This window comes from Chitinophaga sp. 01L420 (assembly GCF_056399985.1).
The window spans coordinates 18,458-44,399 of record NZ_JBFTSK010000045.1 but is presented as its reverse complement, the minus strand read 5'-3'; the positions used below and the strand labels follow the sequence as shown (position 1 = coordinate 44,399).

Here is a 25,942-nt window from a genome sequence, read left to right as displayed (position 1 = left end):
CATGTTTAGCTTAATATGGGTGTAATTACTTTTCCGCCGGTATCTGTTAACCGGAAAGGACGTCCCTGGAACTGATAAGTGAGTTTTTCATGATCGAATCCAAGTTGTTGCAGGATCGTTGCATGAATATCATTGATGGCCACTTTGCCTTTCACAGCAGAATAGCCTATTTCATCGGTTTCTCCGTAAGAAAATCCTTTTTTGATACCAGCGCCTGCCATCCACATGGTGAAGGCTTCTACGTGGTGATCACGGCCCATGAAAGGCATGTCTTTTCCATCCCTGTTTTCCTGCATGGGAGTACGGCCAAACTCACCGCCCCATACCACCAGTGTTTCGTCTAATAATCCGCGTTGCTTCAGATCCTGCAGCAGTGCGGTAATGGGACGATCGATTTCCCGGCATTTGTTACGCAGGCCGTAGTCGATAGACCCACCTTCATCTGTACCATGTGTATCCCAGCCCCAGTCATACAATTGTACAAAGCGTACACCTTTCTCAACCAGCTTACGGGCCAGCAGACAGTTGTTGGCAAAGGATTCTTTACCTGGCTGGGTACCGTACATTTCGTGGATGTAATCAGGTTCCTTGTTGATGTTCATTACATCCGGTACGGAGATCTGCATTTTATAAGCCAGCTCGTACTGGGAAATGCGCGATAATGTTTCCGGATCGCCGAAGGCGGTATATTCCTGTTTATTTATTTCGTTGATTGCATTGATGGATTCTTTGCGGAGGTCTCTGCTCATGCCATCGGGATCGGTAAGAAACAATACCGGTTCTCCTTTGGTCCTGCATTGTACGCCCTGGTACACAGAAGGCAGAAAGCCACTGCCCCACACACTCTTACCGGCATCTGGTGTTTTGCCACCGGAAGTCAGTACTACAAACCCGGGCAGGTTGTCGTTTTCGGAGCCAAGTCCGTACGTTACCCAGGAGCCTATACTGGGGCGACCCAGTCTGGCGCTGCCGGTTTGCATAAGTAACTGTGCAGGGCCATGATTGAACTGGTCTGTCTGCACAGCCTTCAGGAAACTCACATCATCGGCCATGGTAGTGAAGTGTGGGAGGTGATCGGAAATCCACGCCCGCGATTCTCCATGCTGATTAAATACCGCTTGTGGGCCCAGCATTTTAGGTACGCCTCTGATGAAAGCAAACTTTTTACCTTCAAGAAAAGAAGCCGGGCATAACTGGTTATGTAGTTTCTGCAGGGCAGGTTTATAATCGAATAATTCCAGTTGGGAAGGTGCTCCTGCCATGTGGAGATAGATCACACTTTTAGCCCTGCCGGGAAAATGAGGTGATTTGGGTGTCATCGGGTTGCCGCTGAGATCCACCAGTGTTTTGCTGCTGGTACCACAGCTGGCCAGGAAAGAGCCGATGGCGGCAGCACCGAGTCCTGTAACACAATCCTTCAGAAAGTGGCGCCGGGTAAAATAACGCAGCGTAGTATCATTGGCTTCCTTTATCAGTCTTGCATGTTTAGTCATACTGCTTAGGATTTAGTTAGGAATTCATCCAGGTTCATAATGGCATTGGCGACTACTGCGAGGGCAGCCAGTTCGGCCTGTTGCGGTTCACTGTTTTTGCTTTGCAGCAGTTTCATGGCAGCATTGGGGTCCTTGCGGAATTCCTGCAGTGCCTGTGTATATAGTGTTTGTAGTACTTTCAGTTTATTATCGGGCAGTGTTTTATACATCGCAGTCTGGTAACCCCAACGGATACACGCTGTGACGTTGTTGCCGCCGTTTTGCTGCATATGCTTCGCCAGGGTGGTGGCGGTTTCCATATAAACAGGATCATTCAGTGTTACCAGTGCCTGCAAGGGCGTGTTGGTGCGGATGCGGCGCTGCAGACAAACTTCCCGGCTGCTGCCGTCAAAAGAAATCATGGAAGGGTAGGGACTGGTGCGTTTCTGATAAACGTAGACTGCTCTACGGTATTGGTTTCCATCAGTAGCCTTATTCCAGCTGGCGCCATTGTATACGGTTTGCCAGATGTTGTCCGGTTGAAAAGGCATGATACTCGGACCATGCAGCTGCTGGTTTAAAAGGCCGCTTATCCTGAGTGCCTGGTCCCTTACTTCTTCCGAGGTAAGTCTGAATCGGGGGCCTCTCGCCAGCAGGCGGTTAGCAGGATCTTTTTCCAGTAAATCCGGTGTGGCGTTAGATGTTTGTTTGTATGCAGCTGATAATACAATTTCTTTTAGTAATGGTTTTACATGCCATTTATAATCGTGCATAAAGCGATAAGCCAGGTAGTCGAGCAGTTCCGGGTGGGAAGGTAAGAAGCCCTGAGAGCCGAAATCTTCCAGCGTTTCTACGATGCCTGTACCAAAGATTTGTTCCCAGCAGCGGTTAACCATCACCCTTGCGGTGAGGGGGTTTTGCGTGGAGGTCATCCATTGTGCCAGCCCAAGCCGGTTGCGTGGTGCATCTTTCGGGAAGGGGTTGAGCGAATGTGGCACATCCGGGGTGACTACCTTTCCTTTTACCAGCCAGTTGCCGCGTTCAAACACATGGGTGACGCGGGAGGTAACGGCCGGATTTTCTATCATCACGGGAATATCGTCCGGGTTCTGATTAATCAGGGTCATCATTTCCGCGCTGATTTTATCGTAGCCGGGTTTTCCTTTGCCGGGTATATCTCCGCGGAAGGCAAACCATTCCACTGCACATACGGCATCTGCCGGGTTGATGGCCGCATTACGGAATATCAGGAACAGGTCATGTGTGCCTGTTACAGCTGGCAATGGGATACTGATGGCCAGTCTTCCGTTGGTGGTGGCCAGCTGGTGGGTGAGCAGCGTTTTGCCTTTGAGACTATCAAGTTTTATTTCCATGGTGCCGCCCTTATTGCCGGTCCAATAGTTCATGAAGAGCTGTGTTTTACCATCCAGTTGCTGATGCGGAAGGCGGCAGCTACCATTGTGGCGCACGCCCATGTATTTGGTGTCCAGCAGGGCGCCGTTGATATATTGATCGGCGTCATGGGCATGTACTTTAGGTTCCAGTACTTTGAGGAATTCCTGTACATCCTGCTGTTGTGTATTGTTCCCGTATTGTGCTACCCAACTGCTGATTTCCTGCACCTGTGAGGTACTAACGCTGTCGTACAAACGCAGTTTAGGATGTTCCATGTGGGTATCTTCATCGCGGGTATTATTGAGGAAGGCCAGCAGTTTATAATAATCTTCGAAGTGGAAAGGATCGTATGGGTGGGCATGGCACTGTACACAGGCGATGGTGACGCCCTGGAATACATCCATGGTAGTGCTTACCCGCTCCATGACAGCAGCAGTGCGGAATTCTTCGTCCTGCGTACCTCCTTCATCATTCGTCATCGTATTGCGGTTAAACGCTGTGGCGATGAGCTGATCGTTGGTAGGATGGGGGAGCAGGTCGCCCGCCAGTTGATTGATGGTGAAACTGTCATAAGGCATATCGTTGTTGAATGCATCTATGAGCCAGTCGCGGTACCGCCATATTCTCCTGCCTTCGTCTCTTTCATAACCTTTGGTATCGGAGTAGCGGGCGAGATCCAGCCACATGGCCGTCCACCTTTCGCCGTAATGAGGAGATTGCAGGAGGGTATCGACTATTTTTTCATATGCGTTTGGGTCTTTGCTGTCGGCAAACTGTTTGGCCATTTCCGGCGTAGGTGGCAGGCCGGTAAGGTCCATGCTTACCCGGCGCAGCAGAGTCATTTTATCCGCTTCAGGAGCGGGTTTGAGCCCTTCTGTTTTCAGCTTTTCCTGTATGAAGTGGTCAATGTTGTTACCATTGGCAACGGTGATATCCGGTACGGGTACTTGTTTGGGTGGAATGTAAGCCCAGTGTTCTCCCCATTCGGCGCCTTCTTTCACCCATCGGGTGAGCAGGTCTATTTCTGCATTGGTAAGCGGCTCGCCTTTCTGGGGCATCCGTTCTTTCGGATCTTTACAGGTAAGGCGGCGAATGAATTCACTTTTTTCAGGGTGTCCGGGAATAATAGCCGGTTTACCGGATTTGGTGATGCCCAGGGCTTCTTCCCGGAACAGTACACTAAATCCGCCGTTTTGTTTTACCCCACCATGGCAGCTGATACAGTGCTTGTTCAGCACTGGTTTTACTTCCGTGCTGAAGTCTACTTTTTTGTTGGAATGACAGGCGGTAAACATAATGCCTGCGCCTGCAGTAAGTGTAAGGGCCACTACTGCCCTCAACGTGGAGAAATGATGCATTAGCAATTGATTGACACTCTGTAAAAATAGGTTAGCTGCCACAAAATGCTGCTAGATGATCCGCTGATTATGATGGATTATCTTACGATTAAACTTTCTTATCCCGGTACTGATTGGGCGAAACGCCCATTACTTTGGTAAACATCCGGGAGAAATAATAAGGGTCTCCCATACCCAGTTGCATGGCGACTTCTTTAATGCGTAACGGTGTGAAAAGTAAGTACTGGCAAGCCTTCTGTACTTTCAGGTGATTGAAATATTCTATGGGTGAGAAGCCGGTATTACTTTTAAAAAGGAAGGAAAAGTGTGACTGTGAAAGGTTTACGGCTTTTGCCATTTGTTGGAGGGTGAGCATCTTATCGAGGTGATTGTTCATGTAATCGATGACCTGATCTATCGAATCATGGTGTTGTCTTGCTTTTCCGGGTTTTGATATACCGGGATATATACAGGACGACAAAAAAGACCAGAAGTTCATGTTGGAATAAACGAGATTTTCCTGTCTGTAACCCCGCTGCAGTTGCTGGTAAATGCCTTCAAACTGTTCGAGCCTTTCTATGGAATGGGGCAGAAATATTTTATGGCTGTTCCATTCTTTGATGGCGGTATCTACAATCGCTGCGGCGCTGCTGCCCAGGAAATGGACCCAGTAAATAGTCCATGGATCTTCCGTATCGGCGCTGTATTCGTGTGCCCACTTGCGGGGTAGCAGGAAGCAGTCGCCTGCCTGAATAGTGAAGGTTTCTTTTTTTATGGTAATGCATCCTTTGCCTTCGATGCAGTAAATTAATATATGCTGATCAGCCCCATGCGCCCGTTTCCGGTGATGGAAAAGGGCTTTCGGATAATAGCCGATGTCGGTAATGTATAGTGGTGCCAGCACCGGTTCTTTAGCACAGTTTTTACTCAGGATGTTACGTGGTATGACTATCATACGCTGGCCCTGAAAGCCTTCTTTCTTCCTGATCATAACGCAGCTGGTTTTACCTCAAAGTAAGAAAATCCATTTATTCTTTATTTCCCGGCATTATTGAGCGTTCTCCCATACCAGGCGAACGCAAAGTTCCAGCTTTTTCTCCGGAGGGATGTAAAGCTTATTAGCATTATTATTAAATATATTATCCTGAATTGCTTCTGTAGTCATCATATTGAAAGCCTTCTTTCTTCCTGATCAGAATGTGGCCAATTTTGTTTCATAGTAAGAAAATCCACTTAATCTGTGCTGCGATGCCCACTTTAATATAAGGTCAATCAAACAACTTGTTCCATTGAGCAATCTTGTCTTGTGATTTAACGTGCCGGCTAACAATTAAAAGTAGTAGCAGTAATGATTTCATGTTCATTGTTCCCAATATGTTCTCCAATATATTAAAGAGGGCGGGCAAAAGCAAACCTGGTTTTCGTATAAACTTTCAGAACATTTTGAAAATTCAATAAATTAAAATAGCTTTGTTTTCTGAAAGCAAATGAACAGTTATGAATACCATTGCTTACCTGATTTATCTCATTGTCACCTACCTGATCACTGTAAAAGTGGGGTGGCTGTTTTACCGCAACGGCAGGGTTTTTATACTGGGCTTGTTACACAGGAATACTACCCTTGGCGATGCGATCAACAATATTTTACTTGTGGGATATTACCTCGTCAACATCGGTTATGCCACCGTGATGATCAGCACCTGGAATACCATTCATAACTGGACAGAAATGATGACGGTCATCATTACCATGACAGGACTGATCCTCGTTTCTTTGGGCATCCTGCATTGCTTTAACATGCTCATCATCTATTTTATCAGCAAACGAAACATTTATCTTAAATCATAGTATATGCAACCCTCTCTTAATTTCATTGCCTACCTGATCTATCTGCCTGTTGTGATCAGCGTTACGTTGCTAGTGGCGCGCACACTGTTCAAAAACAGTAAAGTATTTATGTTGGATATTTTTCACGGCAAAACAGAATTGGCTACGGCTACTAACACCCTGTTTGAAACCGGTTTTTATTTACTCAACCTCGGCTTTGCTTTCCTGATCATGGAAATATCCCGCAGCATCACAAGTACAGGTTCTTTAATGGAAGTCCTCAGCGTTAAAATAGGCGGATTTTTTATCTACCTGGGAGTGATGTTGTTTTTTAATCYTTACCTGTTCTTCAGAGGCAGGAGTATTTCAAAAGAGAAAAGAAGTATGGTATCGTTGTAGCTGGTCTTTCATCCAGGTTGTTTACTCCTCTTTTATTGCAGACAGGCCGTATCCGGAAGGAATACGGCCTGTACATAAACTGTTGGGTGGTAATTAAAGTTGTGACAGGAAAGTTAGAAACGCAGTGAAATCTTCGCCACATTCCTCCGCATCCCCATCCGATATATCCATAAAATGGATTTCAATAAATATTCCTTCTTTTCTTTTCAGTCCAAAAGCATTTCCACCACCATCTGTGCCGATAAGAAAAAGTGCCGGTGTAAATTCATGTACATAGTAATCTTCATTCGCTTCCAAAAGCTCTTCCAGCGGCCAGAATTTTACATATCTTCCTTCCGCTATAAAGCCCTCACCTCCATTCCGCGCTTTCATAAATGCCAGGTAATCAGGTGGAAATTTACAATCAATAGTTGCCAGTAAGTCATTATACCTAATTGGGTCCAATGTTGCATTCTCACTGAGACCCTTCGTAAGGTTGACAATGGTTTCATTCATACAAAGTCCATTTATTTTACTCAGAAGCAAAGATGCATTGCTAATGTGAATGAATAAAGAATTTTATTAATAATATAACGCCCTCCCCTTTCCTCACTCATACCCGATATATTGCACTCATCAAATTTATCCATCTCTTTAAGAAAATAATCCTTTCTTTATAGGTTACTGAACTTTTAACTGAACAATGAAAGAAAGACTACTCCTGGTAGCCCTCACCGCTTTTTGTATAAAGGGATGGGCGCAACAGTTACCCACAGAACTACAAACACCCGAAGTGGTATCGGTAAACAGAATGCCGATGCGTGCCACGGCTTTTGCTTATGAAAGCAACGTCCTGGCGGAGCAACGTGAAAAAGAAAAATCTGCCTGCTTCCTGTCTCTCAATGGTCAATGGAAATTCAATTGGGTACAGGATCCGCGGAAACGCCCGGTAGATTTCTATAAAGTAGATTTTAATGATGCTGCCTGGGATAATTTTAAAGTACCGGCCAACTGGGAAGTGAATGGCTACGGGCTGCCGATTTATGTAAATCAGCCTTATGAATTTGCCGGCCGTGCTAAAACGGGTGAAGATCTGAATGCACCTTTTGATATTCCGGAAGATAATAACCCGGTGGGGTCTTACCGCAAAAAAATTAATATTCCGCAGCAATGGGACGGGAAACAGGTGTTCATTCATCTGGGCGCAGTGAAATCTGCTTTCTTTATCTGGGTCAATGGTCAGAAGGTAGGCTATAGTGAAGATAGTAAGCTGGCGGCAGAATTTGATATCACCAGATATGTAAAACCGGGTGAAAACCTGGTAGCACTGCAGGTATACCGCTGGAGTGATGGCTCATACCTCGAATGCCAGGATATGTGGCGCATCTCCGGTATTGAAAGAGAAGTATATCTGTATGCTACTCCGAAGATAGATGTGCGCGATTTCAGGATCACTTCTACATTAGATAAATCCTATACCAATGGTATTTTTAAAATAGATATGGAGGTAGATAATTACCGCATAGATAAAAATACCAATCATAGTAAACCTGATACCTTTTCGGTGGCAGTAGAGCTCCGGGATGCCAGCGGGAAAAGTATTTACAGGGAGGAAACCAGCGGTGTACAGAAAGTATTAGGGAACTACAAATCCACCCTTTCATTCAATAAGGCAATACCAGCAGTGCAAACCTGGTCGGCCGAAACTCCTTACCTGTACACGCTTTATATCACCCTGAAAGATAAAGCCGGGCAGGTACTGGAAGTTATTCCGCAGCGGGTAGGCTTCCGCTCTATCGAAATCACCAACCGCAATTTTCTCGTGAATGGCAAACGTGTTTTCCTGAAAGGCGTGAACCGTCATGAGCATAACGCCACGCAAGGCCATACGCTTACCCATGACGACATGCGCAAGGATATGGAAATGATGAAACAACTGAATGTAAATGCGGTACGTCATTCACACTATCCTCCTGATCCTTACTGGATGCAATTGTGCGATGAATATGGCCTTTATGTCATTGATGAAGCGAACATTGAATCCCACGGACGTTACTACGATCTCGCCTATACGTTTGCCAACGACAAACAATGGCGCGTTCCACACCTGGAGAGGATACAACGGATGTACGAAAGAGATAAAAATCACGCAGCAGTAGTCACCTGGTCATTAGGTAATGAAGCGGGTAATGGCTGTAACTTCTATGAGGCGTACGACTGGTTGAAAGCAAAAGACAGCACCCGGCCTGTACAATATGAACGTGCAGAGCATGATTATAACACGGATATGATCGTACCACAATATCCATCTCCGGGCTCCCTGGTAAAATATTCGCAACGTAATCCGGATCGTCCGATGATCATGAGCGAATATGCACATATAATGGGTAACAGTCTCGGCAACTTCCAGGAATACTGGACCGCTATTGAAAACAATCCTTACTTACAGGGCGGTTTCATCTGGGAGTGGATAGATCAGGGCATTGATACCGTTAAAAATGGTAGACGCATCCTCGCCTACGGCGGTGATTTTCCGCTGAGTGGCCCGGTGAACGAGGATTTCAGCGACAATGATTTCTGTGTAAAAGGAGTGGTCACTGCACATCGCGGTTTAACGCCTATGGCGGTAGAAGTGAAAAAAGTATATCAGCATATCCACACTACGTCTAATGGATGGGATTCTATTACTATCCGTAATGGTTATTTCTTCCGGGACCTGGCTAACTATCAGTTAACCTGGGAAATTCTGGAAGATGGGAAACCGATAGAACGTGGCAGCATCAAGGATCTTAAAGTCGGACCACAGCAACAGATAAGTATCGCATTGCCATTTAAATCTAAAGTGAAAACTGACAAGGAATATTTTCTTACTGTACACTATAAATTAAAAGAGAAAGAACCATTTATTCCTGCCGGCTACGAAATAGCAGCAGAGCAGTTTACATGGCGGCCCACCGTGAAAAGTGATAGCATCGTAGCACGTAAACAGCCCGCACTGACAGCAATAGAAACGCCCGGATCCTTACAGATCAAAGGAAGCGGTTTCGCATTGTCTTTTGATATGAACAAGGGTACCTTAAACAATTATGAACTACAGGGCGAACCCTTGTTGGAAGGAAGTCTTCAGCCAGCATTCTGGCGTRCCCCTACCGACAATGATATTGGCGCAGGCTTTAATCACTCCCTGCGTAAATGGCGTAATGCGGCCGCTGAAGGAAAGCTAATAAGCGCTACACTCCTGAAAACAGAAGGTAGCTATATCGTTACTATCAAAAAGGAATTACTGGAAGGGGAAGCAACTGTTACCCAAACATTCAATGTATATGGCGATGGCGCGGTAAGAGTAGAGAATCAGTTAAACGTCATCAAAGGTAAATATCCGTTACTGCTGCGTGTAGGGAACGATTTGCAGTTGAGCAGACAACTCAGCCAGATCAGCTACTATGGCCGTGGTCCATGGGAAAACTATTGGGATAGAAAGACGGCTTCTTTCCTTGGTATCTATCAACAATCGGTAGACAGCCAATACTTTCCTTATGCGCGTCCACAGGAAAGCGGCAACAAATCTGATGTTCGCTGGGTAAATCTTACCAATAAGAAAGGCAAAGGGTTGAGGTTTGAATACGTAGCCGGAAAACTGTTTAACTTCTCCGCTCTGCCATACAGTATGGATGACCTGGATCCGGAAGCAGATAAAAAACAATATCATTCTGGTGAACTGATACCGCGTAACATGATTTATATGCATATAGATATGCAGCAATCCGGAGTGCAGGGAATTGACAGTTGGGGTTCTATGCCACTGAAAGAATACAGGATTCCGTATAGTGATCAGTTTTATAGTTATTGGATAAAGCCATTGAAATAAGAAGAAAGCAAAAAGCAGAGGAGGAGCCCCGGCAGTATGGTCGGGGCTTTTTATTCCACAATCTCCACGCCCAATCCATCCAGCAATGCCAGCGCATCCGGCAAACTAAACTTCGCTTTCCTCACCTTATTCTCCTGCACATTAATTGCATATCGTTGCGCCCCTACGAAATTTGCCTGCGTAAGATCGGTGTTGGCAAAACGTGCCCCTGCCAGATCTGTTCCTGTAAAATTAGCCAACGATAAATTACAGGCAGAAAAATCCACTTCATCCGCCTGACAATGAATAAACACGCCTTTCTTCAGGTTTTTACCTGAAAAACTGCAGTAGCTGATGCGGCTATGATGAAAGTCTACCGTAAGCGGATCCCGGGCATTGTGCCAGGCAACACCGATCGCTTTGGAATGCTGCAATACGACCCGGCTGAAAGCAGTTTTCTTGAACTGTATAAGTGACAGGTCACAATCTTCAAAAGTACATCTCTCAAAAGAGCAGTCTACAAAAATACATTCCTTCAGACTGCATTTATAAAACTGACACTCATAAAACTCTCTGCCGGTAATTGTTTTACCTTCCCAGATGATGTTTTCGAATTTCTTGTGTTCATGTGAAACGTCCTGATCATAATCTGTCACAGCCTAAAATTTAGTGCATAAAGATAAGGATTAAGGAGGGAGGAGAAATACCTCTTACCGGCATCCCGGAAATTTTTTCGTTGTATCTTTACATCGCTTCCGGGTGTAGAAATGGAGAACAGCGTAAATAGCATACAACGAAAAATTATTCATATTGATATGGACGCATTTTATGCGTCCGTAGAGCAGCGTGATAATCCACTTTACCGTGGTAAAGCCATTGCAGTAGGTGGCTCGCCAGAAGGCCGTGGTGGGGTAGTAGCTACTGCCAGTTATGAAGCCCGTAAATTTGGTGTACGCTCTGCCATGCCCTCCAAAAGAGCACAACAACTCTGTCCCGAATTAATATTTGTACGTCCCCGTTTTGATGCCTACAAGGAAGTATCCCGTCATATCCGGGAAATATTTTCCCGCTACACGGATCTCATTGAACCATTGTCGCTCGATGAAGCTTATCTGGACGTAACCACCGACAAACAAAACATTGGCTCCGCTATCGAAATCGCCAAACAGATCAAGCAGGCTATCCGTGATGAGCTGCAGCTAACGGCATCTGCCGGGGTATCTATCAATAAATTTGTAGCGAAAATAGCATCCGACCTCAATAAACCTGACGGACTTACTTTTATAGGCCCTTCTGCGATTGAAGGGTTCATGGAGCAATTGGTGGTGGAAAAATTTCATGGCGTAGGTAAAGTTACCGCCGATAAGATGAAAAGGATGGGACTCTTTACCGGCGCCGATCTGAAAAAATTGTCGGAGCAGGACCTGAAAACGCATTTCGGTAAAGTGGGTAGTTTTTACTACCGCATAGTGCGCGGTCTGGACGACCGGGAGGTACAACCTCACCGCGAAACAAAATCACTGGGCGCAGAAGATACTTTTCCATATGATCTCACAGAGATTGCTGATATGGAAGCTGAACTAATAAAAATAGCGAAAACAGTATACGACCGGCTGCAACGGTATAACCTCAAAGGCCGTACGATTACGCTGAAAATAAAATACAGTGATTTTAAACAAATTACCCGCAACCAATCTTTTCCTTTCCCGGTAGGGGACTTTGATACGATCGTTGATACCGCCAAACAATTACTGGCGGCTTCTTCCCCGGAAGATAAGCGCATACGCCTGCTGGGCATCACGTTATCCAATTTTCATGAACCAACGATCCCCGAAGGAAAGCCCCATCAATCCGCACAGTTATCGCTTTTTGATTTTGAGGAATAACGATTTCTTTTAAAAACCTTTAACGGTTTGCCTGCAAAGGTAAAAGAAAGTGCATAAGGCAACCGGTTGGCTGTAAACATTGAAGCCGGTAAGCTCACGGCCATCGGTGCTATGGCGCCGGATTTCGCAGAGGCAGATACTGCCGGCCATGAAGTCCGTTTTTCTTCTTTGCGGAGTAAATACCTGCTGATCGATTCCCGGCCAGCTGTTGTGGTCCCTGCAGGGCAGAAAATCCAAATGTGGTAAAAGCTTTTGAGCAGTATAAAGACAACGGATTCACTATCCTGGGGTTTTCCCTGGACTCCAAAAAGGACTATTGGCTCAGTGCCATTGCCAGCGATCATCTCAACTGGCTGCAGGTATCTGATCTTAAAGCATGGAGCAATGAAGCAGCCCGCCTGTACAGCGTTACGACATTCCACAAAATTTCCTGCCTGATCCTCAAGGGAAGATCATTGCCAAAATCTGCGTGGGGATGCTTTGGTGAATAAGCTGAAAGAAATACGCCAGGAAAGAATTACGGATTACGAATTACGGGTATGAAATACAGATAATAGCGTAGAGAAAAATCATTGCTTTCCCTCCTACATTCGTAATTCGTAATTTTCTTATTACGCTTCTGCTTTACGCCAGAACTCAGGTAAGTCGATTTCAGTTTCTATTTCTTCACTTCTGTCCTGCATCATATCGATCAGGCTTTTGTGAAGGTCAGGATGTTCTTCCCAAAACGTGGAAGGTACGTCCAGTACGTTCTTCAGCAGATCGCCGGGATACATACCGGCAGTAACCAGTACATCGGTTTTTAATATTTCCAGTGCTAAAGGTACCAGGTAGGTAGGATTAAATGATTGTCCGATTAACGTCCGCAATTCACTTGCAGATAATTTTACTACAGGTACTTTAACTAAGGCTAGACATTTCTGAAGTACTCCCGAATCCTGTTCTGTGGCCGTTCCCCAAGTCTTATTCTCCAACTGCTCTAAAGATTTATATCTCCAGATATCTTTCTTATTCATAAAAATGTGTCTCTCTTTTCGTGCTAATAAAATAATTATTATGAAGATGATTTCAACGCGCAATTTTTTCTTTTGATGGTGATCATCTGCCAGATTCCTGCGGAGTTTATGCAGGTGTTGCGGTAGCCGGTCAGCGCCGGCGGTTATAAGAAACCAGGATCAACAGCTATAAATATAATGAATATTGTTGATGGAGAAACAAAATTTTCCTCCTTTTAACATTTTGTATTATTTTACTCTGACATTAAATTATTGTAAACCGGCGCTAATTCACGCTGCATACCAGAGTTTTGCAGGTGCAATTTACAGAAACCAATTGAATTTCTTAAGAGCAGCAGGATGTATTCCAATTCAGACCACCACTCATCAGATGAACAACGTAATGCCGGCCTTGATAACAAGGAAAGAAGCCGCCCATATTTTGACGAAATTTATGAACAATACTGGCAGGAACTCTATGAGGTAGCCTTTCGCCGGCTGGCAACGCCACAGGACGCAGAAGATATTTTACAGGACGTTTTTTTGTCACTCCTGAAAAATCCGGCTGTACTCCAGAAAGACGGCTCCATCAGGGCCTGGCTTCATCGCGCTCTGAAAGGAAAGATCATCGACTGCTACAGGAGAAGTTTAGTACAGGAGGCCTTTGTGGCCAACACAGAAGTAACCGCCGTTCGCTATACCGCCCACCCGGACGATCAACTCATGAAAAAAGAACTGGAAGCATTACTGGAAACCGAAATCAGCAAGATGCCGGAGAAAATGAAGACCGTTTTCCTGCTGAGCCGGAAAAAAATGCTCTCCAACGAAGAAATTGCCACAGAACTGGCCCTTTCCGATCAAACCGTCAGAAACCAGATCAGCGCAGCCATTAAACGCATCCGGCTCGCCCTCCACCACTACAACCTGGCAGAAGATAAAAGCAGCCAGGCAATCATGATTATTACCGCTGTATTATTAAGACATCACTGATCCTGATGTTATCGCAACGTTAAGCTTGAAATACAACCGGTACATTGTGTCCCGTTGTTCGAGTATGTTTCTAAAAGCTACCGGTGAATAAACAACAACTACTGGAACTATTAGAAAAAGAAGCGCAGGGCAAATGCTCCCCGGAAGATATCCGGCTGCTGGATGCGTGGTATGCTTCCTTTGATGAAAACAATGGACAACGCCCCGCATTTAAAGATGCTGTACACCGGGAAGAGGTCCGTGCCCGCCTGCTCAACAGCATCCATCAACAGGTACCGGCAGATGTGCCCGACCTGCCACGACATACCCTGGTAAAGAAAATAAACCGCTACCGTGCCGTGTTCAGCGCCGCGGCAGCTATTCTTGTCCTGTTTATTCTTGGTATTTCTTTTTTCGGCCGTCACCAGCCAGCTACATCTGCTCCCGAAAAGTTACTTAGCACTCATACCCCCGTGGGTAAGCAACTGAAAATAACCCTCGCTGATGGTAGCGCCGTATGGCTGAATGCCAACAGTACGCTGCATTACCCGGCTCACTTTGATGGTAAAACAAGAACCGTACAACTGGAAGGAGAGGCCTTTTTCGACATTGCACAAACAGCTGCCCAACCCTTTATCGTGCATACAGAAAAAATCAGCACCGTTGTACTGGGGACATCTTTTAATATCAATGCCTGGCCCCAGCTGCCCGATATCCATATCCAGGTGGCTACCGGTAAGGTAGGCATCCTGTCCGGCGACAGCGCACTCACTACTCTGAACGCCGATCAGCAACTGACCTGGGATAAAACAAAACGCACATTTAGCACCGGCAACCGCCCGGCCGCCATAGCCAACACCTGGAAGGAAGGCATCATCAACCTGGACGGCGCCTCATTTGAGGAACTGTCACTGGTATTGTATAACAACTTTGGCTATACGCTGCAAACCAAACGAAAAGAGATCAGGCAGATTCGTTTCTCACTACAGCTGAGGACCGGAGATAAAATAAACACCATCATGCCGGCTATCTCCAGAATTACAGATACACATTATCGTATCAATGAGCAGACCATTACGATGTACTAACAAATAATAAAAAAGCGAAAGTTGCTGAAACAACTTCCGCCCTTCACCAGCAAGGTATTCAGCTCCCGGGAAGGTGTATGAATATCCCTGCATTTAAACGAGTTTATCATCATTTAAACGATTCAAAATTATGGAAAAAAACCTTACGGGGTTAAGCAAACACCTTATGAGAATTTCAACACTTCTTTTAGGAATGATCCTGGCCGGCACTGCCTGTTTACAGGCCGCTACCGGCGCTGCCCAGGAACTCAGCCACATTAAGCTGCAGATTCATTTCAAGGATAAAACGCTGGCAGCCGCCATGGCAGAGCTATCTGCTGCCAGTAAAATATCGTTTGCCTATGATAAAGCAGCACTCAGCACGAAAACCATCCGGGACGCGGATTTCAAACAAACTGCTCTCGATGAAATACTGCATAAACTCCTGGCTGCCACCGGCTACGATTATGAAGTCATCAACAATATGGTGGTCATCGGTAAGGAAAAAATAGTCATCCCTAAAACACCCGGCACCATCGCCGGTCGTATTACGGATGAAAAAAATGAACCACTCCCGGGCGCCAGCATCCGCATCCCAGAATTGAATAAAAGCATGGTCAGCGCCAACGACGGCACTTTCAGCATGACCATTGAACCCGGTACCTATACTGTTGAAATCAGTTTTATTTCCTTTACTTCCCAACGCCTGCTGAAAGTGAGCGTAGGAGAGGGCGAGAACAAAGAACTGCATATCATCATGAAGCCTTCCCTTAATGCACTGAATGAAGTGCTGGTAGTAGGTTACGGTACGCAGGCCAAAAAAGATATCACCGGTTCTATAGGATCTGTATCCGGTGATCAGCTGGAAAACAGGTCTGTAGGGAGTCTCGATCAGGCGCTGGTAGGCAAGGTAGCAGGATTAAGCGTTTCCAATAACTCCGGTGCTCCGGGTACCGGCATGATGATCCGCATACGTGGTGTAGGTACCATCAACAACAGCGATCCGCTGTATGTGGTAGATGGCAACCCTTTCGCGAATATCAACAACCTTGATCCGGAAGATATTCAGTCGGTAGAAATCCTGAAAAGTGCTTCTGCTGCTGCTATCTACGGCTCCCGCGGTGCTAACGGCGTAGTGCTGATCACCACCAAAAAGGGTAGCGCTGGTAACATGAGAACGGACATACATGCATTTACCGGCATACAAAGCGTATATAAAAAACTGGACCTCACAGATGCAGCGACCTATGCAAAGTATTACAATGCCGCGCTGGTGGCCGGTGGACAAACACCGGTTTTTCCCAACCCCGACAGCTATGGCAAAGGCACCGACTGGCAGAAAGCGATTTTCAGAAATGCACCTATCAGTAAATATGAACTGGCCTTTTCCGGAGGAAAAGATGGTTCGGTATATCGCATGAGCGGTAGCTACCTGAAACAGAAAGGAACCGTGATAGGCACCGACTACAGCAAACTGGGTGTGGCATTCAATTCTTCCCATCAGCTGAAATCCTGGTTGAAATTCGGAGAAAATTTCAACTACGCATATACTACCCGTAACAGCATCTCCGACTACGACAGTGATTCCAGGGGAATCATCAGCACTGCTGTGCAGATGGCGCCCACCGTTCCTGTAAAGAATGCAGACGGCAGTTATGGTGTATCTCCTTTTGCCAATACCTATAACCCGGTAGCCGCTGTAGAAAATATCCAGCACCTGGAAAAGCAATGGCAGCTGGCCGCTTCCGTATATGGACAGGCAGACCTGCTTACCGGATTAAATTTTAAATCACAGTTTAATGTGACGGTAGGTAATGGCCGTCAACGCTCTTACGTGCCGGTATACTTTGTCAGCAATTCCCAGAAAGAAGATGTGAGCAGCCTGGAAGAAGAGGCTTCGAATGGCACGCAGTGGGCCTGGGAAAATATGTTGAACTACAGCCGCAATTTTGGTCGTCATCATATAGATGGATTGCTGGGTGTGACCGCGCAGTATTCCTATGACACTTATATCCGTGCCTACGGACAAAACCTGCCTGCAGATGCTACGTTGTCGCCTTCCCTGCAATACCTGGGGCTGGCTTCTTCCGGTGAATCTATTGGTGGTGGCGGCGATAAATGGGGCATGTTATCTTACTTCGGCAGGGTAAACTATGCGTATAACAATACCTACCTCGCCACGATTAATGTACGCCGTGATGGTTCCTCCAAGTTTGGCGCCAACAACCGCTTTGGTACTTTCCCTTCTTTCTCGCTGGGATGGAGATTATCCAATGAGCCTTTTTTGAAAGATGTGAAATTCATCAATGACCTGAAACTCCGTGGCGGATGGGGAACCCTGGGTAATGAAGGATCACTGTCTACCAGTGCTACCGTATCCACCCTGAAAGTGAATATCCCGTATCCGCTGGGTGCCGGCAAGGGACAGCTGATTTACCTGGGCGCCACACCTTCCAGCATTGGTAATATGGACCTCAAATGGGAAACTACGAAAGAAACAGATCTCGGAGTTGATGCAACGTTGTTCAATAATCGCATTACAGCAGGAGCAGATTATTACCACCGCGTTACTTCCGGCATCCTGGTACAACTGCCTATCCTGGCCTCTGTAGGCGTACCGGAAGCACCATATGTAAATGGAGGGGATGTGTTGAACCGTGGATTTGAATTTACGCTAGGTTTTCACAGCAACCGCAAACATGATTTCGGTTACGACCTGTCTTTTAACTTCGCCATCAATCATAATGAAGTGACCAGCTTAACCAACGATGGCGCTGCCTTTTATGCCGGCGAAATCACCAGTGGGGTAGACGTGAGCAAAACGTCCGTAGGACATCCTATTGGCGCTTTTTATGGCTATCAGACCGACGGTATCTTCCAGAACCAGAAAGAGATTGATAAGGCTGCCAAACAAACCGGCGCTGCTCCCGGCGATATACGTTTTAAAGACCTGAACGGCGATCATATTATTGATGATAAGGACCAGACCTATATTGGTAATCCATGGGCTACCCATACGTATGGCTTCTCTGCATCTTTCTATTATAAAAACATAGACCTGGCCTTTACCCTTAATGGACGCGGTGGTAACCAGATTTATACTGCCTGGAAAAACAATACCAATGGCTCCGGTATCTCCAATTATTTTGCGCCGGATAAAACACAAACGTGGACGGGAGAAGGTACTTCCAATAAAGAGCCGCGTGTAAACGTACTCGATCCTAACAATAACATGCGCCCTTCTGATCGCTGGATAGAGAATGGCAGTTTCCTGCGGTTGAATAATCTGCAGATAGGTTATTCATTGCCGAAAACGCTGTTGCACAAATGGGGCTTTAGCAAAGTGAGGGTATATGTAGCCGGTGAAAACCTGCTCACCATCACAAAGTATGACGGCTTTGATCCGGAGGTAGGGATGCGCGATGGTAATGGTGGCGATCCGCTGGACGTAGGTATAGACCGCGCTTATTATCCACGCCCCCGCACGGTTTCCGCCGGAGTGAATGTAAGTTTTTAATTTTTTAAGCAGTTAATTTCGAAAGATATGAAACGCATTATCGTTACACTATTGATACTGATGGCAGGTACTTTCTCCGCCTGCAATAAATTGTTGGAAATAGAGCCGCAAGGCAAGCAAACTACGGCGACTTTTTTTACTACCCCGGCTACTGCCAAACAAGGACTGATAGCCGCGTACAAAGCCCTGCAATCCAACTACCGTACTAATTACCCGGGTTATGTGAGATGGGTTTTTGGTGATGTTTGTTCTGATGATACGCGCGCCAACGGCGGCGATAATCCGGATATGATACAGGTAGAATATTTTGTGGCCAATGCTACCAACCCGTTTTTTGATAATGCATGGTCTACTTTATACCAGGGTATTCACGCTGCTAACCTGGTCATAGAAAAAGTGCCTGCCGTAAAAGGTTTGGACCAGGCTACCAGAGATATTTATTCGGGAGAAGGGAAATTTCTGCGGGCTTACTATTACTTCAATCTGGTACAGATTTTTGGCGGTGTGCCACTGGTGTTACAGGAAACGTTGCCGGACTATAATATTCCACGTAATTCCAAACAAGCTATTTATGATCAGATCGTGAAAGACTTGCTGGAAGCCGAGCCTGTACTGCCCGAAAAAAGTACGCAGGCAAAAACCGACTATGGCCGTGCTACCAAAGGCGCTGCCCAGGCGTTGCTGGCAAGGGTGTATATGATGCAGGGCAAATTTGTGGAAACAGAATCCTGGACAAAGAAAATTATCGATGCACATCAGTATAGCCTGGATCCGGTATACTATCATAATTTCACCATCGATGGAGAATATGGTGCAGAAGCTATTTTTGAAATCAATTTCCAGTACGATGCGCGCTTCTATGATGAAAACGGTTCCGGTGATGGCGATGGCAGAACCCGCGGCCCTTTATCTTATGGTTGGGGATATGACGATCCTACCCAGGACCTCGTAGAAGCCTTTGAACCAAACGATCCACGCAAAAAAGCCACCGTATATAAAAACGGCGACATCCTTCCCGATGGTACTATTGGTGCAGTAGGTACCAGCGCTACCGGTTACCTGTGTACGAAATACCTGATCCTTAAAAATGAAATGTCTGATCAGCCTAAAAGTTCGGCTAAAGACCAGATCGTATTCCGCCTCGGGCATATCCTGTTGTGGTATGCAGAAGCTGCTAACGAGAACGGACATACGACGGAAGCCCTGAAGGCACTGAACAGCGTACGGGAAAGAGCGCGGGAAGGCAATGCGCAGATCCTGGCAGATATTACGACCACCGATAAAGTTAAATTAAGACAAGCTATCTGGCAGGAAGAACGTGTGGAGTATGCGACCGAAGTATTCCGTTTCTTTGACCTGGTGCGCACCAACAGAGCAGCCAAAGTACTGAACGCCTATGCTAAAAAATATAACGATCAGAAAGGTGCGGAATTCAAAGAAGGCATACATGAACTGTTTCCTATTCCACAATCGCAGATTAATCTGAGTCATGGCGTGCTTCAACAAAACCCAGGATTTTGATGATGGAAACAGTTATCTTATCTCACCAAAATAAAAAAATATGAAGAAATATATTCTCCTGGTAGTTTGTGCGGCTGCGGTGTATCAGCCGTTGCACGCGCAAACAAGGTCTGCATCTCCTAAAAAAATAAAAAATATTATTTTCATGATAGGGGATGGGATGGGCACCACCCAGATCTACGCCGGATTAACCGCCAACAAAGGTTGGCTGAACCTGGAAAGATTTAAGTGTATTGGTTTTTCCCGGACTAACTCTGCCAATGATTATATTACAGAATCTGCCGCCGGCGCCACAGCTTTTTCCATTGGTGAAAAAACCTATAACGGTGCAATTGGTGTAGACACTGCCCGCAGGGCCAAACCAACGATCACAGAAATTGCACACCAGCACGGACTGGCTACCGGGATTGTAGTCACCACAGATATTACGGATGCTACCCCAGCTACTTTTGCTACCCATGAACCATCACGTGAAATGTCGGCAGAAATTGCAGCGGACTATGTAAAGTCGGATGTAGATGTATTGATCGGCGCTGGCAGGGAACATTTTGATCAACGCAAAGATGGACGCAATCTGTTGGAAGAATTCGGTAAAAAAGGCTACCAGGTGAAATACACCACAGAAGACATTACCACCGTAAAAAAGGGTAAGCTTGTAGGATTAGTAACGGAAAAACGAGTGGCGCAAAGAGGCGACCAGCTGATGCAAACTACCAAAACTGCGATCGATCTGCTACAACAAAACAACAAAGGTTTTTTCCTGGTGGTGGAAGGTTCCAAAATTGATGATGGCGGCCACGCAAATGATTTGCAATATGTTACTGAAGAGATGATAGACTTTGATCGTGCCATTGGCGCCGTACTGGATTTTGCGGAGAAAGATGGGGAAACGCTGGTGGTAGTAACCGCGGATCATGAAACCGGCGGTCTTACTATTTCAGAGGGAGATTTACAGACCGGAAAGATCAGTGGCAAGTTTTCAACAGATGATCATACTGGTGTGATGGTACCTGTATTTGCCTATGGCCCTGGTGCCGAGGCTTTTATGGGGATTTATCATAACAATACCATCTTCGCCAAATTCATGCAGGCATTGCATTTTGTGAAGAAGTAATACGTAAATGACTATACGAAGAGAGGGTGCCTTCTTGTTTTTTGCAAACAAAGGAGACACCCTTTTTCTTATAATGAAAATCTGGTTTATCAGATCGCCTCAATGGAGAACCGTTTGGTTTTCTCCTTTCTATTGTATTCCGATACGAGCACATGTCCTTCTTTGGCAGGGAAAATAAATGTTTCAATATTGCCATCTTTACGGGAAATGGTGCGTAGTACTTTCTTCTGGTCTACGTTATAGAAGGTGATATTTTTAGGATCTGTAATGATCAGGTAAGTAGATTTCGCATCAGATGAAGTAACGGTATAGTACGATTTATTATCGGACAGCAGTGGGTAATAGTTGCAGGGCATACCACGACTGGCCTTTACCGGAATCGTGTTGTCCAGCGACAAAGTACCATCTGGTGTTTGTTTGAGCAGTATGGCATCGCGGATGGTGAATTTCCTGGTTCCATAAAAGCCCACCATCATAGGTGAAACAATGATCAGCGGCAGGGTAGCCACCTCGGCAGCAACCAGACCTACGTTCATGGACCGTTTTAAGGCAGAACCAGTGAAATATGTGTTGCCGGCATAGTCTTTAAAAGAAGGTCCGGGCATGAGGAAGGACTTATTTGCATTCAGTCTGCCTTTTGAATTGGCGATAGGGTTCTGCAGATCGCGCCAGTAATTGTATACCGGTTTAATGCTGTCTTTTCTGCGGCCGTCGATATTCACGGTAAACACGCCCAGGTAATTTCCTTTGGCAATTGATTTGAGTGTTGGAAAGGGCCCGTTCCTGCGGGGATTGATGATTTTACCGGAAACGAAAGGTTTACCGGTTGCAGGATCATTCATAAATGACTGTACATGCAAAGGATTACCCTTTTTATCTTTCAGGTAATATTTTGGAATAGAAGTACTGTCCTGAAGACCATAACCAAAGACGTAGAATCCACCACCCTGGTTTTTATCTTTTTTCTTTAACAGGAAATATACATCCTGACCGGAAACAAGCATATTGTAGTCTCCTTCTTCTCCACCGATTTTCTTCTGCCAGATCTGTTTACCGGTGATATCATAGATGTAAAGGAATTTTCCGCGGTTATCGCCAAAAAAGCAGGCAAAGCCCCTTCCACTGACATTGCTTACGCGTAACGGTTCTTTCAAGCCACCATTGCCAATATCCAGCTGCCCTTTTCTGTATTCGTCAGCGAGATCCACACCGACTTTGATGGTATTGGTTTTTAATACTTTACCGGTAAGGTCAATAAACTGGGTAAATACCGCCATGTAGCCCTGGGAAACAGCTTCCTTTATGGCCTTCCTTTTCTTGATGGCATGTCCCAACAGGTTACTTTTCATGTAAGACAAGCAAAGTACCTCCTGTTCAAAGGCTACAGAACGAAGATCCAGTTTCAATTCCCTGAAATTAACCACGCCGATGTCGTTCAGGTTTTCATCCATGATATTGATCTTGTAGTTAAAGGAATCTTTGTTGGCGCGTTCCAGTTCCGTAAAAACGAGATAGCCAACCAGGGTTCCATCCTGGCTGATGGTTTTCATGCTGGAAGAAATTTCTTCTCCCACTTCTTTGAAAATTTTAGTTTGCGCATTCGAGCCGGTTATTGTTAACAACAATAAGGTAAATGCCAGCATTACATGTTTCATGTAGGTTGTTTATGGGATAAAATGTTACAGTACTATTTTCTCGAGAACGGTGTTGCAAATTCACAATAGAGGCTTCTGGGATAGTTCGTGGTAAAAGCTTTGGCAGCCTTTTGTTTATCACTGTCTTCGCCATCGGCTAACAATGTTTGCATAAGGGATTTGAATCCCTGTTCCGGCGGTGTCATGTTGCTCCAGAATGCTGCCTGTTGGAAGGTATTATGAAATTCTTCCAGCTTTTGTCTGGGCATTTGCTCGAACATGGTTTCCAGCTCGTAATAGTTTTTGGAGATGTATTCTTTTGGCCTTACATTGATGGCATTAAAGCGGTTCAGTTTTTTATCTGCAAAATATAATCCGGACATCACATTATTAAACATAAAGTCGTACCAGGGATCTGTATTTCCTTTGTCTTTTTCCAGCAATACACGGTATAAACAAGCGGTCATATTTCCGTTGCAATAAATGCTCCAGATCATCATTTTCATGGACTTGTCTTTCAATGCTGCCGGTACTGGTGTGAAGGCGCTGTTGGCCGATTGCAGACTTTTCGTTTTGTTATATCTTTCCTGGCAATCGGGATGCGTTTTGAGTGAGTCGGCGAGGCCGACGGTGTTATTGTTGAAGCTGTAATTTTTAACGGATAAGCCTTTGGTACGTTTTACCAGCCAGCTATCTTCCACATTCAGATGGTAAGCGGCGAAATAGTCTTTTACATTTTTTTTCAATGGTTGACGGTACTGAATATCTGCACTGTCGAGCCGAAGGAAGAACGAAGCATCTATTTCAATATGACTGTTTTTAAGTAAAACAACTGCCAGGGAGTCGGCATCGCCTTCATGATAGCGTTGATGCCTGCTCCTGTCGAAGGAATAGTCTTCGTATACCTTTTTCAAGCGGGTTAAGCGCTCGAACTTCGAATCCAGCACGGCATTGAGCGATTGCTTATATTCATCGGAGGTGAGCCATTCCGCCCGTTTTTTCATACCATTTTCAGGGTGCATCATGATGTTGTGGGCCAGTTCATGGGCCAGCACAAGTGCCAGTTCCTCGCGGTTTTTTACAAATGCAAGCAGCCCTATATTTACGGCAATCATACTGCTGCCGGTGGCATATGCATTGACGGAGGTGCTGCGGTCTATCATCAGAAACGGCTTCAATGGAATCAGCTGCCGGTTAGCGCGGACAATCTGACTGATCACGCCATCAAGGTAATTATAGATGTCGTTTTCATACACATACCCATCATTTTCGATGGCATCGGTAATGAAATCGGTACGGCCATCCCAAATTTCCTTGTACTTCCGTTGTGTCTCTTTTTCTTTATACAGAGATGGACAACTCCATGCTTTTTTCAGGGAATCTTTCTGACGTTGATAATAAAAGTGTGAAAGGTCTTGATAATTATACAGTGCCTGACTTTGGGCTACAACAGTGTGACTCAGCAGTATGACTGCTGTTACGGCTAGGGATCGGTAAATTGACATATAGGTATTAATAATGACTACGGCGCAAAGGTAATAAGGAATTACCTGAAATAGAAAAGAGGGTGTCTCAAGAAATGTTGAGGCACCCTCTTTTCGTATAAGCTTTTACGTTAATCAGGCTGTTTTCTGGTATTTAGGCAGCACTAATAATTTCACGATGCTGTGTGCGGCACCGGATAACGCCAGTGCAATCAGGATCAGTATGGCTGCTTTGCCAGGTGTGTCAAAAACATCGATCACACTGGAAACAGATTTGCCGGCAAAGAGGATGGCAATCAAACAGGCCAGGCCACCAGTGATCCATAGTGTAATATGTGACCAGAGGTATTTTTGTTTCTGAAAACCGTTTTTTCCAAATGAGGTAAACAGCAGGTAAACGTGGGCGAGGAAAAATGCAACGGCTAAAATAGTGAGGGTTGTGAGCATTCTGGTTAATTTAGGTGATGATAAAATAGTCTGTTTGTCTAAAATATCAAAACCTTTCCATATATACAACAGTTTGCCGTAATATCCCCGCCGCGTTAAAATGAGGCCGTTATCAGCTCTTTGTTCATAGAAGCTCCGGCCATGGTGCCAGCTGCTACGGCTGCTGCTACGCTCCGCATAGGCGTAGTGGCATCACCGGCTGCATAGATGCCGGGTATGTTGGTGGCCTGAAAGGGATCCACTATCAGATGCCCCATTTCCGTCAGTTTGCACCCCAGGGCTTCCGGGATGGGACAATGCTGTCTGAAAGCAGGCCGGCTGTATACCGCCTGTAACGGATGTATGCTGCCATCTTTAAACAGCAGATGCTTTATCTGACCCTGTTCCTGTATTATTTCAGCAATCTCTTTATCATTAATGGCGATGTCGTGCTGTGCCAGTTTTGCCAGTTGTTCTTCCGACAATTGGGCCGCGCCGTTGGTGAATAGGGTGAGGTCGTTGGTCCAGTTGCGGATCAGCCGGGCATATTCAAAAGCCATTTCACCATTGGCGAGTATGCCGGTAGGTGTTTGCTTTACTTCATAGCCATGGCAATAAGGACAATGCAATACGGATATGCCCCAACATTCCGCAAAGCCTTTAATGGCAGGCATTTCATCTTTTACGCCAGTGGCAAATAATAATTGTTTTGCCTCAAATGTTTCTCCAACGGCAGTTGTCAGTAAAAATCCATCTGTTGTTTTTTCTGCGCTGACGGCCTGCCCGTTTTTAAAATGTACCGTTGGGTACTGTGTTACCTGTGTCTTCGCTTTACGGGCAATCTCAGCAGGTGTTTCTCCATCCTGGGTCAGGAAGTTGTGGGAATGTGGTGTTTGTTGGTTACAGGGGGCGCCGCTGTCCAGTACCAGCACCTGTTTGAGCGAACGGCCCAATGACATGGCGGCAGAAAGACCTGCGTAGCTGCCTCCGGTAATGATGATGTCGTATGATTGCATATGTCGTCTGTATATAAGTCAACTGCAAATATACTATTTTGCAACAAAGTTGCATTT

General features: G+C 45.6%; 21 protein-coding genes. 11 read left to right on the top strand and 10 right to left on the bottom strand.

Annotated features, from left to right (window positions below):
• Nucleotides 1–5: 5 nt before the first annotated feature.
• The 3 genes from AC1DP6_RS29640 to AC1DP6_RS29630 form a co-directional block, all read right to left on the bottom strand.
• Nucleotides 6–1,493, bottom strand: coding sequence for a DUF1501 domain-containing protein (locus AC1DP6_RS29640; protein WP_477024208.1), 1,488 nt, complete (start codon nucleotides 1,491–1,493; stop codon nucleotides 6–8).
• Between the two features lie 5 nt (nucleotides 1,494–1,498).
• Nucleotides 1,499–4,225: a DUF1553 domain-containing protein gene (locus AC1DP6_RS29635; RefSeq protein ID WP_477058124.1), complete on the bottom strand. Its 2,727-nt coding sequence runs from the start codon at nucleotides 4,223–4,225 to the stop codon at nucleotides 1,499–1,501.
• A gap of 88 nt (nucleotides 4,226–4,313) precedes the next feature.
• Nucleotides 4,314–5,195, bottom strand: coding sequence for a helix-turn-helix domain-containing protein (locus AC1DP6_RS29630; protein ID WP_477058123.1), 882 nt, complete (start codon nucleotides 5,193–5,195; stop codon nucleotides 4,314–4,316).
• Nucleotides 5,196–5,701: 506 nt separating this feature from the next.
• On the opposite strand from AC1DP6_RS29630, the gene AC1DP6_RS29625 reads away from it, so the two are divergent.
• Together AC1DP6_RS29625 and AC1DP6_RS29620 are read left to right on the top strand one after the other, a co-directional pair.
• Nucleotides 5,702–6,052 (top strand): hypothetical protein, encoded by a 351-nt coding sequence (locus tag AC1DP6_RS29625; RefSeq protein ID WP_477058122.1) that lies wholly within the window; start codon nucleotides 5,702–5,704, stop codon nucleotides 6,050–6,052.
• A gap of 3 nt (nucleotides 6,053–6,055) precedes the next feature.
• The gene (locus AC1DP6_RS29620) at nucleotides 6,056–6,430 is read left to right on the top strand and encodes a hypothetical protein (protein WP_477058121.1); all 375 of its coding nucleotides are present in this window, start codon (nucleotides 6,056–6,058) and stop codon (nucleotides 6,428–6,430) included.
• 93 nt (nucleotides 6,431–6,523) lie between these two features.
• On the opposite strand, the gene AC1DP6_RS29615 is transcribed toward AC1DP6_RS29620, so the two are convergent.
• Nucleotides 6,524–6,925, bottom strand: a complete 402-nt coding sequence (locus tag AC1DP6_RS29615; protein WP_477058120.1) for an SMI1/KNR4 family protein — start codon at nucleotides 6,923–6,925, stop codon at nucleotides 6,524–6,526.
• 187 nt (nucleotides 6,926–7,112) lie between these two features.
• On the opposite strand from AC1DP6_RS29615, the gene lacZ reads away from it, so the two are divergent.
• Complete coding sequence (lacZ, locus tag AC1DP6_RS29610) at nucleotides 7,113–10,277, top strand: beta-galactosidase, LacZ type (RefSeq protein ID WP_477058119.1); 3,165 nt, start codon at nucleotides 7,113–7,115, stop codon at nucleotides 10,275–10,277.
• Between the two features lie 50 nt (nucleotides 10,278–10,327).
• Here lacZ and AC1DP6_RS29605 read toward each other — a convergent pair whose 3' ends face one another.
• Nucleotides 10,328–10,912: a pentapeptide repeat-containing protein gene (locus AC1DP6_RS29605; protein ID WP_477058118.1), complete on the bottom strand. Its 585-nt coding sequence runs from the start codon at nucleotides 10,910–10,912 to the stop codon at nucleotides 10,328–10,330.
• A gap of 111 nt (nucleotides 10,913–11,023) precedes the next feature.
• On the opposite strand from AC1DP6_RS29605, the gene dinB reads away from it, so the two are divergent.
• The 3 genes from dinB to AC1DP6_RS29590 all read left to right on the top strand — a co-directional run bounded on the left by dinB (nucleotide 11,024) and on the right by AC1DP6_RS29590 (nucleotide 12,633).
• The gene (dinB, locus tag AC1DP6_RS29600; protein WP_477058117.1) at nucleotides 11,024–12,142 is read left to right on the top strand and encodes a DNA polymerase IV; all 1,119 of its coding nucleotides are present in this window, start codon (nucleotides 11,024–11,026) and stop codon (nucleotides 12,140–12,142) included.
• A 66-nt stretch (nucleotides 12,143–12,208) separates the two neighbouring features.
• Nucleotides 12,209–12,388, top strand: a complete 180-nt coding sequence (locus AC1DP6_RS29595) for a hypothetical protein (RefSeq protein WP_477058116.1) — start codon at nucleotides 12,209–12,211, stop codon at nucleotides 12,386–12,388.
• Entirely contained in the window at nucleotides 12,382–12,633 is a 252-nt protein-coding gene (locus AC1DP6_RS29590) for a peroxiredoxin family protein (RefSeq protein ID WP_477058115.1), read from the top strand. Before AC1DP6_RS29595 ends, AC1DP6_RS29590 begins: the two co-directional genes overlap by 7 nt.
• A 120-nt stretch (nucleotides 12,634–12,753) precedes the next feature.
• On the opposite strand, the gene AC1DP6_RS29585 is transcribed toward AC1DP6_RS29590, so the two are convergent.
• The gene (locus AC1DP6_RS29585; RefSeq protein ID WP_441576150.1) at nucleotides 12,754–13,158 is read right to left on the bottom strand and encodes a contact-dependent growth inhibition system immunity protein; all 405 of its coding nucleotides are present in this window, start codon (nucleotides 13,156–13,158) and stop codon (nucleotides 12,754–12,756) included.
• A gap of 339 nt (nucleotides 13,159–13,497) precedes the next feature.
• Between AC1DP6_RS29585 and AC1DP6_RS29580 the strand changes: the two genes are divergently transcribed.
• From AC1DP6_RS29580 to AC1DP6_RS29560, 5 genes are all read left to right on the top strand, one after another.
• Nucleotides 13,498–14,127: an RNA polymerase sigma factor gene (locus AC1DP6_RS29580; RefSeq protein ID WP_477058114.1), complete on the top strand. Its 630-nt coding sequence runs from the start codon at nucleotides 13,498–13,500 to the stop codon at nucleotides 14,125–14,127.
• 83 nt (nucleotides 14,128–14,210) lie between these two features.
• Entirely contained in the window at nucleotides 14,211–15,194 is a 984-nt protein-coding gene (locus tag AC1DP6_RS29575; protein WP_477058113.1) for a FecR family protein, read from the top strand.
• A gap of 166 nt (nucleotides 15,195–15,360) precedes the next feature.
• Entirely contained in the window at nucleotides 15,361–18,690 is a 3,330-nt protein-coding gene (locus tag AC1DP6_RS29570; RefSeq protein WP_477058112.1) for a TonB-dependent receptor, read from the top strand.
• A gap of 27 nt (nucleotides 18,691–18,717) precedes the next feature.
• Nucleotides 18,718–20,211, top strand: coding sequence for a RagB/SusD family nutrient uptake outer membrane protein (locus AC1DP6_RS29565; protein ID WP_477058111.1), 1,494 nt, complete (start codon nucleotides 18,718–18,720; stop codon nucleotides 20,209–20,211).
• Nucleotides 20,212–20,251: 40 nt separating this feature from the next.
• Nucleotides 20,252–21,325, top strand: coding sequence for an alkaline phosphatase (locus AC1DP6_RS29560; protein ID WP_477058110.1), 1,074 nt, complete (start codon nucleotides 20,252–20,254; stop codon nucleotides 21,323–21,325).
• An 89-nt stretch (nucleotides 21,326–21,414) separates the two neighbouring features.
• On the opposite strand, the gene AC1DP6_RS29555 is transcribed toward AC1DP6_RS29560, so the two are convergent.
• The 4 genes from AC1DP6_RS29555 to AC1DP6_RS29540 form a co-directional block, all read right to left on the bottom strand.
• Nucleotides 21,415–22,980, bottom strand: coding sequence for a DUF6770 family protein (locus tag AC1DP6_RS29555; RefSeq protein ID WP_477058109.1), 1,566 nt, complete (start codon nucleotides 22,978–22,980; stop codon nucleotides 21,415–21,417).
• 32 nt (nucleotides 22,981–23,012) lie between these two features.
• Entirely contained in the window at nucleotides 23,013–24,464 is a 1,452-nt protein-coding gene (locus AC1DP6_RS29550) for a M48 family metalloprotease (protein WP_477058108.1), read from the bottom strand.
• Nucleotides 24,465–24,578: 114 nt separating this feature from the next.
• Nucleotides 24,579–24,890 (bottom strand): hypothetical protein, encoded by a 312-nt coding sequence (locus AC1DP6_RS29545; protein WP_477058107.1) that lies wholly within the window; start codon nucleotides 24,888–24,890, stop codon nucleotides 24,579–24,581.
• Nucleotides 24,891–24,985: 95 nt separating this feature from the next.
• Nucleotides 24,986–25,885 carry an NAD(P)/FAD-dependent oxidoreductase gene (locus AC1DP6_RS29540; RefSeq protein ID WP_477058106.1) on the bottom strand — a complete coding sequence of 300 codons (900 nt, stop codon included), beginning with the start codon at nucleotides 25,883–25,885 and terminating at the stop codon, nucleotides 24,986–24,988.
• Nucleotides 25,886–25,942: the final 57 nt, after the last annotated feature.